This is a genomic window from Streptomyces sp. Y20 (assembly GCF_043195475.1).
Lineage (GTDB): Bacteria > Actinomycetota > Actinomycetes > Streptomycetales > Streptomycetaceae > Streptomyces.
Genome location: NZ_JBIDDP010000005.1, coordinates 198,551 through 214,177 on the forward strand (window position 1 = coordinate 198,551; position 15,627 = coordinate 214,177).

Consider the following 15,627-nt stretch of genomic DNA (forward strand, 5'->3'; position numbering starts at 1 on the left):
GTGCGGACGCCAGCGCTGCTCGCGCGGGCAGGTAGCGAAGTCAGCTATGTCAGCGCGGCCTTCGGCCCACAGGGCGGGCAGCGCCAGAAGGGAGGGAGCCGGGGCGGGGGCCGGGCCCGCGAACCATGCGCGAGCCCGGCGCCAAGCGGCCGACACGGCTACCTCTTGTTCCTGTCGCGGCGACGCGAGCGCGGCTTGGTCCGGCCCCTCGTCTTCACCGGCAGCCGCAACGTCGGGACGTCCGGCGACCCTTCCGCCGCCCGACGCGCCCGGCGGCCCCGCGCCTCCAGAGCGGCCGTCTCCGGGTCGATGGTCGCCAGGATCTGCGGCCTGCCATCTTCGGCGGCCTGCTCGACCGCGATCAGGGCCCGCAACTCAGCCGACTTCGGGATCAACCGCACCGACCGCCGGATCGCTGTCTTCAGCAACATCCGGTCGAAGAACCGGTGCCACAGCGAGTTCTTCTCGCCGCTTTCTTCCGCCCGCCGGTAGGCCTTGGAGAACTCGTCGCGGATCTCCTCCGCTTCCGCCACGGTGACGATCGCGACCTTTGACCGAGCGCCGCCGGGCAACCAGGCGAAGCAGTACGCGAACAGCGGCTTCCGGCCCTTGCCCCTCGCCAGCACGTCCGGCTTGTGCACGAAGTCCTGACCGACCGGGGCGGTCGGCACGAACTCGTATTCATCGCCCTCGTACACGATCTCGGCGATGACCGAACTCACCATGCCGGACCGCCACATCAGCTCGACCCAGCCCTCGTAGGTAGCGAGGAAGGTCGCGATCCGGTCGTCGGCGGTGATGACCGCCTGCTGGCCGTCCGGGACGAGTCCGAACCGGGCGGCCGTGATGACGCTCTGCCGAACGCTCGCCGGCGTGCACTGCCGCAGCTTCGGCAGGACAGGACGCAGCGCCGCGATGAACAGGTCGATGCTGACGTGCTTCGGCAGCGCGGCCTGGATGGCGGCGCGGAACTGCTCGACGTCGTGACCGTGGCCGGCGGGCGTCTCCTCATCGGCACGGTTGTGCTGGAATTCCTCGCCGCTGGCGACGGCCGCCGCCCGCGCCTGGACACGGTCCTTCAGGGTGGACAGGGCCATCACAGCTCCTTCTTGGGCACGCGCAGCACCCGGGCGCAGCATTCGGCGTACTCGGTCGGGTACTTCTCCTTGATCAGCTCCACATCCAGGACCTCTTTCGTCGTCCGGGACATGGAGGCGAGCACCGGATAGTGCTGCTCGAAGCGCTTCGGGGAGAAAGTTCCGTTGGCGACGTACGACCAGGCCTTCTTGCCTTCGACCTCCGCGACGCTCGCGTTGCCGCCGCAGATCAGGCGCATCTCGTTCTCGACGGCCGTCCTCTGCTCGTCCAGCTCTTCGATCTGGGCGATCAGCGACGCGCGCCGCTTGCGAAGCCTCTCCGCCTTCGCCCGGGACACCTCGACGACATCGGTCGGCTTGACCCGCCACAGCTGGCCGAGGAGTTCCTTCGTGGCTTCCAAGCCGTCGGCCGGCGGCGGGTAGCCCTCGATGACGTGTCGCTGGAACCAGGCGCCGCAGACGTCGATCAGGGTCGCGACCAGTTCCTCGTCCCGCTCGATGCGGTGATACCGCAGGGTGTTCCCGCCGACGAGGGCGACGGCCCAGCCGTACGACCAGCCGCCGACGGCCATATTCCAGTGGACCTGGAGCGCGGGCGCGTCGGGCACGCCGTCCTCCCAGTCGTCCAGCTGGTAGGCGCTGCGGTTCTTCAGCTCCACCGGGGCGTCGACCGTGCCGGTCTCAGGGTCGAGGGCGTACCGGTCGACATTCGACCGCATCCACGGGCGGTCGACGTTCGCGAGCGTTCCGGGCGTCGGCACAGCCGGGATGCTGGTGCGCTTCGTGAACATGTACGCGATGAAGTGCTCGATCTCCTGACCGACCTCGGCGTACCCACTGAGCTGCGCGTCCATCGGGACGGGCCGGCCGTGCTTCTCCTCGTACACGTGACGCGGGCCCGCGTACTTGTTGAGGCCGAGGATCTTCGCGACTTCGGACCCGCCGATGCCGCTCCGGCGGACCTCGTCCCACCGCTGCTTGTACTCGGGGTCGTCCATCTCGCCGGCCGGGAGGATCAGCCGCGCGGTCGGTGCCCCGTACGCCAGGTCAGCCGCGGTGGCTGTAGGCGGGCTCCACGGTTGGGTAGCCTGTTGCGACAACGTTCCTTCTCCTACGTGGGTCCGTTTGTGGCCGTCGGGCTGTGACAGCAGCCCGACGGCTTTGTCGTTTGGGGGGGCGTTCACGACGCCTGCCGTCCGGTGACCGAAACCGGCTCATTGGCGAGGCGGGACTTCTGCCCGTTGACGGCCGCCGGCGGTTCGTCGTCGAGGCGGGTCACGCCCTGGCGCGGTTGCAGGGAAGCGACCCGGCAGCCCAGGACGCGAGCCATGGCGCGGAGCTTCTCGGGGGTCGCGTTACGTCGGCCGGCCTCGATGTCGCAGAGGAGCTGGACGCTGAACCCGCACGTCTCCGCCAGGGACTTCTGCGTGAGCCCTGCGTTCTCGCGCGCGCTCGTCACCGCCTCCGGACTGTGATGGAAAGGCGCGCCTTTACGGCGTCGCATAGGAGTGTGGTTCATGCACACAGTCTATGCGTAGTGTCGCGTAGTGTGCGCAGTACTGCGCAGTTGTGACGTCAGTCACACTCACTGTGGGCCACTTTGCAGGCACTGTGTGCGTCTCAGTGGCGCAGTGGTGCGTACTTGTGCGAACCTGCGCGCTATGGATGCGCAGAACCCAACGCCGCCCCCCGAGGCGCTGCTGCTCAAGGAGGCACTCCGCCGGACCCGCATGTCCGGGCGCGAGGCCGCTCGAAGAGCCGGGGTCAGTGACACCTGGTGGCGCGCGATCGTTAACGGCCACCAGACCATCGGCGGCGTCCGCGCGCCCGTCACGGCGCCGGACGACACCCTCGCCGACATGGCCCAAGCAGTTGGCGTCACGCCGGACGAGCTACGAGAGGCTGGCCGCGCCGGTGCAGCAGAGCTGCTCGCCGAGGCAGGAGGGGCGAACCCGGTAGCGGGGCCCGCTTCGAGTGCGCAGGTCGACGCGATCGCCACGCTGCTCGCCGGCCTGCCACCCGAGGCACAGGAGGAAGTTCTGCGGCGCGTGGGACTGGCCACACAGGCCGCGCCCGCCGCTCCCGCCGAGGAGGTGACACGTCGCCAGTCCCGGCGTCGACGCGCAGGCTGACGCTGTAACAGATTCGTAGACCTCTGACCCCTGCGTCAGGCTACGTACGGCGTGTCACATTCGAGTCCACGCGCACGGGGGTACGAGTGACAGACGCACTACTGACAGCTGCCCTCGGCGTCGCCATACTGGGGATCGTCCTTATCTACCGGGGTCACCGGAGCCATGAGGAGCAGATAACCCGGCTGCGCGCCGAGGTCACGGCCGCGAAGATCCTGGCTCTTCAGCAGGCAGCACAGCAGCCCGTCGAACCCCCTTCGGAGGACGACAACCCAGGCGACGAACCGATTTGACAGCGGTTCATTACCGTCGGGCCGCACCCGTCATCCACGGCGACCGCGGAGCGCCCTTCCTCGGCGAACGGACTCCCGGCAGCGGTGAGTGCAAGCGAGGCCCGCGGCCGAGGGTCGGGTCCGGGCATGGGGCGAGGTCAACCAGCCATGATCGGATGGCTGAGGAGAAGGGCCTCCGAAACGGCCTGTGCGTTAGCGAGGAGCAGGCCGTGGGGCTCAAGGTCGTCGATCACGTCCTCGATCGCGTCGTGCCACGACAGGACTTGGTCAGCCCTCAGGTGCCCGTGCGCTTGGAGGTCCCCCCTGTGGGCAAAGAGGCGACGCAGCGCGAACAACCGGTGGAGCAGATGGAGAAGGCGCCTGGCCTCAGGATGCTGGGCCTGTCGGGCAGCCGACAACAGCTCCTGGGCCGCCAGGAAACTAGCGTGGGCGTCGACCAGCTCGGTGGCGGGCAGGACAGTCCGCTTCAGAATTCCGCCCGGGCGGGGACTGCGACGATGCGAGCGGGGTGGTCCGATGCCCCCACCTGCGTCCGCCCCTTCCTCACGCTCCTTAGACGGGCGGAGCCGTTCACCAGCACGCTCGAACCATATTCCAGCGACGTGTCCGAGTAGGCGCTGAAGGTACTCGGGGTTGTCCAGGTCGCCGAAGCCCGAGCCCTCAAACTCTGCGCGCTCGAAGTGACCCATCACCAGTTCCATACCAGCTTTGACCCATATGACCCTGTTATCGCCTTCTGCGGTTATGGCACCTTCGATGGCCGCACGTTGGGATGCGATGCCATTGGCCTCGAAAAGACCGCGGGCCCCGCAGCTGTGACGGGCCTCGTCCATAACCTCGCGGCCGCGCCAGGTGATCCACCCCTTGGTGATGGCCGCAAGTCGTTCGGCGTCGGCGCGTTCCGTCGTCGTGGTGGCCTGCTCCCACGAACGGACTGCGGAACGGTGAAGGAATGTAGCGGCGTAGGTGGTGGCCAGGGCTTCGAGTAGGGGCGCGTGGTGGCTTCGGTGATGCCACAGCGGAACACTGCCGCCCCTGGTTCCGCTGGAGGTGTGCCGGGTGTGGGCGTACCTGACTGCGATGGTCAGGGCGTGGCGGGTGGTCCCCAGGGCGGAGGCTTGCATACACAACTTGCCGTCGGTAACCCGCGTTACTGAGCTGAGGAACCGCTTGAGGGCCCCTCCGACGTTGCTGGTGTATACGCCGTCAGGCGTCAGTCGGCCGTGCTCGGACTGCACCATCGCCTCGTACGGCAGACGGACGTGGGTGAAGGTCGTCACGCAGTGGTCAAGGGGAGCGCTTGCTGTTTGAGGCAGGCGTTCGATGGAGACGCCGGCGAGAGGTTCTCCGGTCGTCTCATCGTGAAGTGGGACCAGGAAGAGGTGGACGCCCTCGTCCCGGTCGTCGACGAGCAAGCGAGCCGCGACCAGGGCCGTCTTCGGGCCGCCGGTCGAGCTGGTATTGGGCATGAACTTGCCCGCTCCGGGTCGCGGCGTGTGCAGGACGAACTCGCCACTGCCGCTATCCCAGACGCAAGTGGTCTCCAACTGCGGGGCATTGTTCCCGTAGTCGACTTCCGTGCAGAGGAAGACGCCGGTGCGCTCCATGGCCACGAATGGGCGCAGGTCGTAACTGTTCGCATCCTCGAAGTTCGTCAGGCTGCCCAGGAACAGGTTGTAGTGGATGGTCAGGATCGTGCCTAGTCCTGGGTCGACGGGCCCTACCCACTCATGCAGGGCCGTGAGCCGTGTCGGATCCTGAGCGATGGCCTCGGGGCTGTGGGGGCTGTCCAGGACGTGCTTGTTGAGGAGGCGCAGGCGTTCGTAGCTGAGCACCAGGCGTTCTTCGCGCGGCAGCTCGCGATGGTGGAAGGTGCTGGTGCTGAAGAAGTCACGCCAGGGCCTGTGAATCTCGTCGAACTGACCTTCGAAAAGTGCTCGGGTAAGGTCTGCCGCAACATGATGGTCCTGCTCAGGGCGCGTCCGCGAGGTCATGCAGCGGACGCTATTACATGCCGCTCGCACGGTTCAGCGTGATCATTCCCACGATTCCGTCGCCTGGAACTGCGGGTACCTACCCACGCTTCAAGCTTCAGACGCGTGCGCCCGTCCTCGATTCAGAGGTGCTGACCAGAGCGCTCCCTGAGAACGACGCCATGGGAGGACGGAACCGAGGCGAAGGCGGGACGAGGAGCGGCCATCGCGCCGGCCGACCACCCGCGGCTTACCCACATACGCGCCTTCGCCTTCGACGCCGCCTGGGCATGCTCCGGGCACCGCTGCGCGGCTGGAGGGGTCACGCGTAGAGCATGCGATGACAGGCCACGGCATCCGGGTTCCGCCCGCTTACGACCTCGATGATCCGGTCTCGATGCGTCTCGTAGGCGGCCTCAGTATCCATCGAAAAAACGATTGCGGCGTCGCCGCTGCCTCTCGCAGGGGCGAGTGCTTCAGGCAGGCCAGACGGGGGAATCAGCGTGAGGACCCCAACGGTCCTGTGATACACGTCGGCGAGGTGTTGGGGGACCCGGGTTTTTAGGTCACACAGCTCGTCGGACCGTAGATGCCACTGGAAGGCGACCAGCGCGACGAGGTCGCTCTCGGCGACGTCGATGACGTACATGGGTGTGAGCGGTCGGCCATCCGCCCGATAGAGGCGCTGGGTTGGGGTTACCTGCCGGCCCGGCATCGCCGTCGCCCGTTCAGTTGAGTGGGAGAGCACAAGCTGTTGTACGGTCGGCGGCAGCTGGTACAGGATCCGCTCGTACGCGTCATAAGCGCGCCTGACCAGTGGTTCTTCAGCGGGCGAAAGATCGTTGGGCCAGCTCAGCTCATGCAGAACGCATCTGTCGACGGTTGCGAACAGTTCAGCCCAAAAGGGATCTTGAGGTACCACTACACGCATGGAAATCTCCCGCACTGTGTAGGCGTCATGCTGAACTCACACCGCAGGGGTTGAGAGCTGCATGGTGAGCGTCTGGCACGAACGGCAGAGGCTGAACTGCACCCCGTTGCCCGCGCCTGAAGGGCAGGGCCTGGCAATCGATTCCCGAGCCGGCCACCACAATGTGCTGGGCTACGACAAGCGCCACATCCGCATGACTGTCGCCGAGCTGCCGCCAGCGGCCGAATGGCGCCGCCGCCGTCAAGGGGGCCGCACGCCGAAGACGTCGAGATGTGCGATGCGTACGTGCTGTTCGCTGATCCCGAGGGGGTCAGCGAACGTGGCCGACCTTTTCGGTAGGCCGGGGAACTCGTCTAGGGCGCGTCGTCCACGGTGCAGACGAAGAAGGGTGCGGAGCGGCCGGTCCTGAGCATCCGTCGCCACGCCACTCACCTCTGCCAGTGAACGCGAGAGGACTCCTGCACGGGCTCTCGAAGGTCGCACGTTCCGACATCGTGGTTAGTCCCCGTTGTAGCGCCATGGGCAAAATGAAACCATACACCTGGTCGGTTTTGAAGACCCCCGTTCACCTCGCGCAGCCATGCACCATGACCGCTGCACCGACAGTCCCTGGATGTCCGGCTCGACACCGCGACCCGCTTCGCCGGATGGCCAACCCGAGCCAAGGCCCCGCGTGGAGGACAGTGAGTTCGTGCCACGACACAGTGCCGTGCCAGTGGCTGAGCGACTTGTAGCTCCGGGGGAGCCAGAGGCTTTGTCCGATGACCGTGCTAGCGGAGCGCCTCGCACACCAAGCCGCCGGCCTGAGGGGCGCGGGTGCCGCGCTCGAGAGGCCCGTTCGCCCTTCCGCCCACCACGCCGTTGCCACAGCCTGACAGGAGCCCGGCGGCACCCGGTTCAAGGGCTGCGGCGTGGGATGCGTAGGCACAGGAAGGGAGTCGTCCGGTCCATCGCGGGGTCTGGCACACCCGCAAGCTACGCCCCGGCGGCCACTGCGCTTCGGGCCCGAGCCCTGGCTGCCGCACCCCTCTCATCAGCCTTCGTCTTGATATACAGAGGATGCAACTCGGCGAGCTTCTTGCCTCGCTCGATGGTGAGGTCCAGCTCGCGTAGGACCTTAGGACGCACGCACCGGTCCACCGTGTTCCGGTTCAACTCATAGATGTCCTTCGGGAGATTCTCAGGATCGAGTCGCCGCATCAGGTCGTAGCCGGTGAAAGCCGCGATCCAGTCCTTACCCATCGCCTCGGCATCAATCCCCGGAAGCAGCTCTCCCTCCTCGTACGCCTGCTGTAGGACCTGAATGATCGCGGGCTGGAAGTGACGCCAGATGTGCTGATAGAAGGGCGTGCCCGGCTCGGTAGCCAGTCGATGAGCCGCCCTGACATAAGGAACATCCTGGGTGATCGCCGCCAGACGGGCCGCCTGGTCCACCACCACCTGAACCCAGCTGAAGGTGGGCGTAGGCAGCACGAGATGCGGCTCACTGCCGGGCTCGTCACTGACCGCCCCTAGCCTGACAACTTCCCAGCCAATGTCATCTTTAGTCCGGAAATGGTGGTAGATCGCACCCTTTTTTACGCCAGATTCTTCCGTGATGTCATTAATTGATGCAGAGTATCCCATTTCTGCGAATTTGAGAGCCGCCCCGTACACCAGCGCCTCTCGCGTCGTACGGGAGCGATCTTGCTGTGGTTCTGGCACTGTCCAGTTCCTCCAAGTGGTGGCGCCGCATCAGCGGGCCTGCACTGATCTAGCAACCAGCGCGACAGACCCGACCAGGGCCGACTACGTCATGGGCCGCGCCGCTCGAACGCCCGATCCCACGTGTTGCTTCAACCTTGTTGCATTCCCGGTGCGATGAGTGAATCATGGCCCCACAAATCCGACCAGGCAACCGGTAGGTTTTTGCTTCGGTGTGCAGCCGGAACGGCCGTCAGGCGTGCAGCATCAGGGGTGTCAATGGCGCTCCTGTGAACGCATTCCGGTCCGCCGACGCCCGCCGCGGGCGGGTGGGGCAACCGACCGAAAGGCCGCTGTGGGGGAGGTGCCTTGACTACCGATGGGAACACTTGTTCACATCAGCACTGAGGGGGCTCGCGTGATCGATTGTGTCCTGGCAGGAGTATTGGGGGCTGCGCTCCTCGCGGTCATCCTGCTGTTCCAGGGCCACCGCAGAAATCGGGCACTGATCGCGCAACTTCAGGCCGAGATCACTGCTTGGGCGGCCGGCCCGGCACAGGCCGCCGATACGACCCCGAACCGCCCGTCCAGTAGACAGCGGGGACACCTATCACCGGTGAAGGGCTGTGGGCTCGCCCTCACCATCGCCAGTGTTCGCAGAGCCGTGAGCGCTCACCGCGATGCCTTCGCCGCCGGCCCCGGAGCCACGGTGTACTTAACCCCGTACGCCACTCGGGAGCCACCACCTCAAGCCTCGGAGACGATCGAGGGCAGTAGGAGCGAGCCGACCGCGGGCGCGAGCACTCCGATGCCGTCCGGCACAGTCAGGGCACAAGCGGGAATTCAGGCGCCGGAACAGCCGTATGAACGGAAGGCGGTCCCCAGGCCCGACCGCAACACGCCAGCAGCCAGCCTGAGCCCGCTCGCCCCGTCGGTACAGTCGAACAGCACAGAGGGACCGGAAGCCACCGAAACGCGCACGGAGCCCCCTCCGGCCGCCACAGCGCCGACTGTCGAGACGACCGCCGAGCAGGCCACGCCCGAGCCGGCCGAGGTGACCGCAGACACCTCCAACGTGCCGCAGCGCCACCTGAGCGTCGTGCAGTAGGGGCGCTAAGCGAACAGCCCTACCTAGTAGGGCTGGTCGCGCAGTGCCGTCAGACCCGCAGCGAGTGTCTCCCGGTCCGTCGGTCGGGCAAGCATCGCGCGGGTCCATCTCTTGCCCCTGGCACTTCGGGCGAGCAGCGGGCGAGCGAATGATCTTCACGCGACTGGATGATGTTCCTGCGTGGCGACCGTTGCGGCTCCACCGCAGGTGAGAACGTTACTGCGGCGAAGCGCTGAGGTGGGGCGGGTGGGACTCGAACCCACGGCCGACGGATTATGAGTCCGCTGCTCTAACCGGCTGAGCTACCGCCCCATAGCGGCGTGTCGCGTACATGTGTGCGCGCCGTCTGCCGCAGCATAGCCGCTCATACGATCTCCTGCTTCGGATGGTCGGCTTCCGCGCTGCTCATGATCCCGAGGACGGCGACGCCAGCCCCGGCGGTTCCCGCGGACATGAAAAAGGACCCCTGCGGGGGTCCTCGTTCAGCGCTCCCCCGACTGGACTCGAACCAGTAACCTGCCGGTTAACAGCCGGCTGCTCTGCCAATTGAGCTACGGAGGACCGAAGCTCCCCCGACTGGACTCGAACCAGTAACCTGCCGGTTAACAGCCGGCTGCTCTGCCAATTGAGCTACGGAGGATCGCCTCGATTGCATCGATCGTGCCGCCTTGGGTATTCGCCAGGGGGCGGACGCTCGCTGCGACACATACATTAGCGCAAGCAGGGGGGTGCTCCGTCCATCGGCTCCCCCAGGAGTCGGCGCCGCACCAGCACACTACGCACGGGAAGGGTGGCAGCCATGCGCTACCGGCTCACGTTCCTCGCCGGACTGTCCCTCGGTTACGTACTCGGCACGAGGGCCGGACGCGAGCGCTACGAGCAGTTGAAGAAGTCCGCACGGCAGATCACGCAGAACCCTGCCGTGCGCAACACCGCCGAGACGGCCGCCCAGCAGGGCCGCGTCTACGCCGGCAAGGCGTTCCACACGGTCAGCGACAAGGTCGGCGACCGCGTTCCGGAGTCCGTCGCCCAGCGGGTGCGGTCGCTGCGCGAGCGCGGTGTGAACGGCACGGGCGAGGACGACTGGGGCACCAGCACCACCTGAGGTTCGTCGCGCGGCGCCGCGCGCCGCCGCCCCTCGGCCGGACCAGCCCCGCCGATGCGGCAAAATTCGTAGGCATGGGGATAGTCGCCGGCTTGGACAGCTCGCCCGATTTCACGCGCATCGTGGTCTGCGACACGGACACGGGCGCCGTGCTGAGGCAGGGGTACGCCCCCCATCCGGTCGAGGCACCGGACGGGGGGCGGCCCGCTGACGTCGATCCGCAGGCCTGGCTGCTCTCCCTGGGCGAGGCCGCGGGCGGCGGTCTGCTGGAGGGCGTGCAGGCCATCGGCGTCTCCTCGCAGCAGAACGCGCTGATCCCGCTGGACGCCCAGGGCAACACCGTCCGCCCGGCGCTGGTCGGCGGCGACAAGCGGGCGCAGGTCGCGGCGGCGGACCTCGTGGACGCGCTCGGCGGCCGGGAGGCCTGGGCGCAGGCCGTCGGAAGCGTGCCGCATGCCGCCCAGCCGGTCACCAAGCTGCGCTGGCTGGCGAAGAACGAACCCGAGAACGCGCGGCGCGCGGCTGTCCTGCTCCAGGCCCACGACTGGCTCGTCTGGCAGCTGCTCGGACGGCCGGTGCGCCGCACCACCGACCGCGGCGGGGCCTCCGGCACCGGGTACTGGTCGGCGGCCACCGGCGCCTACCGGCCCGAGCTGGTCGAATTGGCCCTCGGTCACCAGACGGCGCTGCCGGACGTGATCGGCCCCTCGGACGCGGCCGGTACGACCCCGGAGGGGCTGCTGATCTCCGCCGGGACCGGGGAGACCATGGCCGCCGCGTTCGGGCTCGGCATCGGGCTCGGGGACGCCGTCGTGTCGCTCGGGGCGTCGGGGTCCGTGATGGCCGTGCATCCGGAGGCGCTCGCCGACCAGTCCGGGATGATCACCTCCCTCGCCGACGCCACCGGCATGCACCTGCCGGTCGTCACCACCCTGAACGCCGTACGCACGCTGCGCGGCACCGCCGAACTGCTGGGGCTGGCGGACCTGGAGAGCCTGTCCGACCTGGCGGTGAAGTCCACGCCGGGGGCGCACGGCTTGGTGCTGCTGCCCTATCTGGAGGGCGAGCGGACGCCGAACCTGCCGCACACCGCGGGGACCCTCTCGGGGCTGCGGCGGGAGTCGATGAAGCCGGAGCACCTGGCGCGGGCGGCGTTCGAGGGCATGCTGTGCGGGCTCGCCGACGCGCTGGACGTGCTGCGTGGGCGCGGTGTGGCGGTGCGGCGGATCTTCCTGCTCGGCCCGGCCGCCGAGCTGCCCGCCGTGCAGGCCTCGGCCCCCTCGCTGTTCGGCGCGCAGGTCGTCGTTCCGCAGCCCGCGGACTACGCGGCGATCGGCGCGGCCCGGCAGGCGGCCTGGGCGCTCGGGGTGTCGCGGGGAACCCTCGACCCGCGGAACCCGCCGGCCTGGCAGGGCGCGGCGGCCCAGGTGCTGGAACCCGGCGAGGAACTGGCCGTGGGACAGGCGGTGCGGCAGCAGTTCACGGCGGTGCGGGAGCAGACCCATCCGGGGGCGTTCGGTCCCTGACGCCCGCGCGCACCGGACCGGTCGGGTTAATCGGTTGGGGTAACACGGGCGGAGTGCCCGACGATAGGGGCCAGGGGCAACCGTCCAGCCCCTGTCGCCGACTCCGAGAGACGTAGCGTGCTCATACGACTTCTGCGGACCTATCTCAGGCCCTACAAGAAACCCATCGCCTTCCTGGTGCTGCTCCAGTTCCTCCAGACCTGCGCCACCCTCTACCTGCCCACCCTCAACGCCGACATCATCGACAACGGCGTCGTGAAGGGGGACACCGGGTACATCCTGTCCTTCGGCGCCCTGATGATCGGCATCTCGCTGGCCCAAGTGGTGTGCAACATCGGTGCCGTGTACTACGGCGCCCGGACCGCCTCCGCCCTCGGCCGGGACGTGCGCGGTGCCGTCTTCGACCGGGTCCAGTCCTTCTCCGCGCGTGAGGTCGGTCACTTCGGGGCACCCTCGCTCATCACCCGTACGACGAACGACGTGCAGCAGGTCCAGATGCTGGCCCTGATGACGTTCACCCTGATGGTGTCGGCGCCCATCATGTGCGTGGGCGGAATCGTGCTGGCGCTCGGCCTGGACGTACCGCTGTCCGGGGTACTGGCCGCGGTCGTCCCCGTGCTCGGCGTCTGCGTGACGCTCATCGTGCGCCGGCTGCGTCCGCTGTTCCGGTCCATGCAGGTCCGCCTGGACACGGTGAACCGGGTGCTGCGCGAGCAGATCACCGGCAACCGGGTGATCCGCGCCTTCGTCCGCGACGAGTACGAGCAGGACCGGTTCGGTGCGGCGAACACCGAGCTGACGGGGATGCAGCTGGCCACCGGCCGGATGCTCGCCCTGATGTTCCCGATCGTCATGACGGTGGTGAACCTGTCGTCCCTCGCGGTGGTCTGGTTCGGCGCCCACCGGATCGACAGCGGCGGGATGGCGATCGGTGACCTGACCGCGTTCCTCGCCTATCTGATGCAGATCGTCATGTCCGTGATGATGGCGACCTTCATGTTCATGATGGTGCCGCGCGCCGAGGTGTGCGCCGAGCGCATCGAGGAGGTCCTCGGGACCGACTCCAGCGTCGTACCGCCCGCCGCCCCGGTCCGGGAGCTGCGCCGGCACGGACACCTGGAACTCCGGGACGCGGGTTTCCGCTATCCGGGGGCCGAGGAGCCGGTGCTCAAGGCCGTCAGCCTGGTGGCCCGGCCCGGCGAGACGACCGCCGTGATCGGCTCGACCGGCAGCGGCAAGTCGACGCTGCTCGGCCTCGTCCCCCGGCTGTTCGACGCCACCGAGGGCGAGGTGCTGGTGAACGGCGTCGACGTCCGGACCATCGATCCGGCGCTGCTCGCACGGACCGTGGGGTTCGTCCCGCAGAAGCCCTACCTGTTCGCGGGTACGGTCGCCACCAACCTGCGCTACGGCAACCCGGACGCCACCGACGAGGAGCTGTGGCACGCGCTGGAGGTGGCGCAGGCCGGGAACTTCGTTCGGAAGCTGGAGGGCGGCCTCGACGCGCCGATCGCGCAGGGCGGCACCAACGTCTCCGGCGGCCAGCGCCAGCGCCTGGCCATCGCCCGCACCCTGGTGCGGCGTCCGGGGATCTACCTGTTCGACGACTCCTTCTCCGCTCTCGACTACGCGACGGACGCGGCCCTGCGTGCCGCGCTCGCCCGGGAGACAGCCGAGGCGACCGTCGTCATCGTCGCCCAGCGGGTGGCGACCATCCGGGACGCCGACCGGATCATCGTGCTCGACGAGGGCCGCGTGGTCGGCTCCGGCCGGCACGCCGAACTGATGGCGTCCAACGAGACCTACCGGGAGATCGTGCTCTCCCAGCTGACGGAAGCGGAGGCCGCCTGATGGCCGGGCCCATGGGACGCATGATGGCCGGGGGCGGCCCCGACCAGCGCTCGATGGACTTCAAGGGGTCGGGCAAACGGCTCGTCACCCAGTTCAGACCGGAACGCGCCACCATCTACGTCCTGCTGCTCTGCGTGGTGGTCAGTGTGGGCCTGAGCGTGGTCGGGCCGAAGATCCTCGGCCGCGCCACCGACCTGGTGTTCTCCGGCATCATCGGCCGGCAGATGCCGGCCGGCGCCACGAAGGAGCAGGTCCTGGCGCGGATGCGCGAGCACGGCCAGGGCCGGATCGCGGACATGCTCCAGGGCACCGACTTCACGCCCGGCCAGGGCATCGACTTCGACGCCGTCGGCCGTGTCCTGCTGATCGCGCTCGGCACGTTCCTGGTCGCCGGCCTGCTGATGGCGGTCGCGACCCGGCTGGTGAACCGGGCCGTGAACCGCACGATGTACCGGCTGCGGGAGGACGTGCAGAAGAAGCTGTCGCGGCTGCCGCTGTCGTACTTCGACAAGCGCCAGCGCGGTGAGGTGCTGTCCCGGGCGACCAACGACATCGACAACATCGGGCAGACGCTCCAGCAGTCGATGGGCCAGCTGATCAACTCGGTGCTGACCATCATCGGCGTGCTCGCGATGATGTTCTGGGTCTCCTGGATCCTGGCGCTGGTCGCGCTCGTCACCGTACCCCTGTCGTTCGTGGTCGCGACCCGGGTCGGCAAGCGGTCGCAGCCGCACTTCGTGCAGCAGTGGCGGTCCACCGGCAAGCTGAACGCGCACGTCGAGGAGATGTACACCGGGCACGCCCTGGTGAAGGTCTTCGGACGGCAGGAGGAGTCGGCGCAGCAGTTCGCCGAGCAGAACGAGGCGCTGTACGAGGCCGCGTTCAGGGCGCAGTTCAACAGCGGTGTCATGCAGCCGCTGATGATGTTCGTGTCGAACCTCAACTACGTGCTGGTGGCGGTAGTCGGCGGGCTGCGGGTCGCGTCCGGCGCCCTGTCCATCGGTGACGTGCAGGCCTTCATCCAGTACTCGCGGCAGTTCTCGATGCCGCTGACGCAGGTCGCGTCGATGGCGAACCTGGTGCAGTCCGGTGTGGCCTCGGCGGAGCGGGTCTTCGAACTCCTGGACGCGCAGGAGCAGGAGGCGGACCCGCTGCCGGGCGAGCGGCCCGCGGAACTGCGCGGCCGGGTGCGGCTGGAGCACGTGTCGTTCCGGTACGACCCGGAGAAGCCGCTGATCGAGGACCTGACCCTCACGGTGGAGCCCGGGCACACGGTGGCGATCGTCGGCCCGACCGGCGCGGGCAAGACCACGCTGGTCAACCTGCTGATGCGGTTCTACGACGTCTCCGGCGGTCGGATCACGCTCGACGGGGTCGACATCCGGAAGATGTCACGCGACGACCTCCGGTCCGGGATCGGCATGGTGCTCCAGGACACCTGGCTGTTCGGCGGCACCATCGCGGAGAACATCGCGTACGGCGCCTCACGGGAGGTCACGCGCGGGGAGATCGAGGAGGCGGCGCGGGCGGCGCACGCCGACCGGTTCGTCCGCACGCTGCCCGACGGGTACGACACCGTCATCGACGACGAGGGCACGGGCGTCAGCGCCGGCGAGAAGCAGCTGATCACGATCGCGCGGGCGTTCCTGTCCGACCCGGTGATCCTGGTGCTGGACGAGGCGACCAGTTCCGTCGACACGCGCACGGAGGTGCTGATCCAGAAGGCGATGGCCAAACTCGCGGCCGGGCGCACGTCGTTCGTGATCGCGCACCGGCTGTCGACGATCCGGGACGCCGACGTCATCCTCGTCATGGAGAACGGGTCCATCGTGGAACAGGGCGCGCACGCGGAGCTGCTGGCCGCCGGGGGCGCCTACGCCCGCCTGTACCAGGCCCAGTTCGCGCAGGCCGTCGCCGAGGTGGACTAG

12 protein-coding genes and 3 tRNA genes are annotated in these 15,627 nt (G+C 68.1%); 6 read left to right on the forward strand and 9 right to left on the reverse strand.

Annotated features, from left to right (window positions below):
- Window positions 1-158 precede the first annotated feature (158 nt).
- The 3 genes from ACGFT1_RS15265 to ACGFT1_RS15275 form a co-directional block, all read right to left on the reverse strand.
- The gene (locus tag ACGFT1_RS15265; RefSeq protein WP_373909436.1) at window positions 159-1,097 is read right to left on the reverse strand and encodes a recombinase RecT; all 939 of its coding nucleotides are present in this window, start codon (window positions 1,095-1,097) and stop codon (window positions 159-161) included.
- Window positions 1,097-2,095: a YqaJ viral recombinase family protein gene (locus ACGFT1_RS15270; RefSeq protein ID WP_373909437.1), complete on the reverse strand. Its 999-nt coding sequence runs from the start codon at window positions 2,093-2,095 to the stop codon at window positions 1,097-1,099. Before ACGFT1_RS15270 ends, ACGFT1_RS15265 begins: the two co-directional genes overlap by 1 nt.
- 182 nt (window positions 2,096-2,277) lie before the next feature.
- Window positions 2,278-2,616 (reverse strand): multiprotein-bridging factor 1 family protein, encoded by a 339-nt coding sequence (locus tag ACGFT1_RS15275; protein WP_373909438.1) that lies wholly within the window; start codon window positions 2,614-2,616, stop codon window positions 2,278-2,280.
- Window positions 2,617-2,758: 142 nt separating this feature from the next.
- On the opposite strand from ACGFT1_RS15275, the gene ACGFT1_RS15280 reads away from it, so the two are divergent.
- Both ACGFT1_RS15280 and ACGFT1_RS15285 read left to right on the forward strand, forming a co-directional pair.
- Entirely contained in the window at window positions 2,759-3,229 is a 471-nt protein-coding gene (locus tag ACGFT1_RS15280) for a helix-turn-helix domain-containing protein (protein WP_373909439.1), read from the forward strand.
- Window positions 3,230-3,315: 86 nt separating this feature from the next.
- Window positions 3,316-3,522, forward strand: a complete 207-nt coding sequence (locus tag ACGFT1_RS15285; RefSeq protein WP_373909440.1) for a hypothetical protein — start codon at window positions 3,316-3,318, stop codon at window positions 3,520-3,522.
- 137 nt (window positions 3,523-3,659) lie between these two features.
- Here ACGFT1_RS15285 and ACGFT1_RS15290 read toward each other — a convergent pair whose 3' ends face one another.
- The 6 genes from ACGFT1_RS15290 to ACGFT1_RS15315 form a co-directional block, all read right to left on the reverse strand.
- On the reverse strand, window positions 3,660-5,516 hold the full coding sequence (locus ACGFT1_RS15290) for an acyl-CoA dehydrogenase (protein WP_373909441.1): 1,857 nt from the start codon (window positions 5,514-5,516) through the stop codon (window positions 3,660-3,662).
- Between the two features lie 301 nt (window positions 5,517-5,817).
- Complete coding sequence (locus ACGFT1_RS15295) at window positions 5,818-6,426, reverse strand: hypothetical protein (protein ID WP_373909442.1); 609 nt, start codon at window positions 6,424-6,426, stop codon at window positions 5,818-5,820.
- 975 nt (window positions 6,427-7,401) lie between these two features.
- Window positions 7,402-8,130: a TetR family transcriptional regulator gene (locus ACGFT1_RS15300; protein ID WP_373909443.1), complete on the reverse strand. Its 729-nt coding sequence runs from the start codon at window positions 8,128-8,130 to the stop codon at window positions 7,402-7,404.
- A gap of 1,325 nt (window positions 8,131-9,455) precedes the next feature.
- Window positions 9,456-9,529, reverse strand: a tRNA-Ile gene (locus ACGFT1_RS15305).
- A 176-nt stretch (window positions 9,530-9,705) separates the two neighbouring features.
- A tRNA-Asn gene (locus ACGFT1_RS15310) sits at window positions 9,706-9,778 on the reverse strand.
- 6 nt (window positions 9,779-9,784) lie between these two features.
- Window positions 9,785-9,857, reverse strand: a tRNA-Asn gene (locus ACGFT1_RS15315).
- Between the two features lie 159 nt (window positions 9,858-10,016).
- On the opposite strand from ACGFT1_RS15315, the gene ACGFT1_RS15320 reads away from it, so the two are divergent.
- From ACGFT1_RS15320 to ACGFT1_RS15335, 4 genes are all read left to right on the forward strand, one after another.
- Window positions 10,017-10,322 (forward strand): YtxH domain-containing protein, encoded by a 306-nt coding sequence (locus ACGFT1_RS15320; protein ID WP_373909444.1) that lies wholly within the window; start codon window positions 10,017-10,019, stop codon window positions 10,320-10,322.
- A gap of 74 nt (window positions 10,323-10,396) precedes the next feature.
- Window positions 10,397-11,848 (forward strand): FGGY-family carbohydrate kinase, encoded by a 1,452-nt coding sequence (locus tag ACGFT1_RS15325; RefSeq protein ID WP_373909445.1) that lies wholly within the window; start codon window positions 10,397-10,399, stop codon window positions 11,846-11,848.
- A 117-nt stretch (window positions 11,849-11,965) separates the two neighbouring features.
- Window positions 11,966-13,699: an ABC transporter ATP-binding protein gene (locus ACGFT1_RS15330; RefSeq protein ID WP_373909446.1), complete on the forward strand. Its 1,734-nt coding sequence runs from the start codon at window positions 11,966-11,968 to the stop codon at window positions 13,697-13,699.
- On the forward strand, window positions 13,699-15,627 hold the full coding sequence (locus ACGFT1_RS15335; RefSeq protein WP_373909447.1) for an ABC transporter ATP-binding protein: 1,929 nt from the start codon (window positions 13,699-13,701) through the stop codon (window positions 15,625-15,627). The genes ACGFT1_RS15330 and ACGFT1_RS15335 overlap by 1 nt, the downstream gene beginning before the upstream one ends.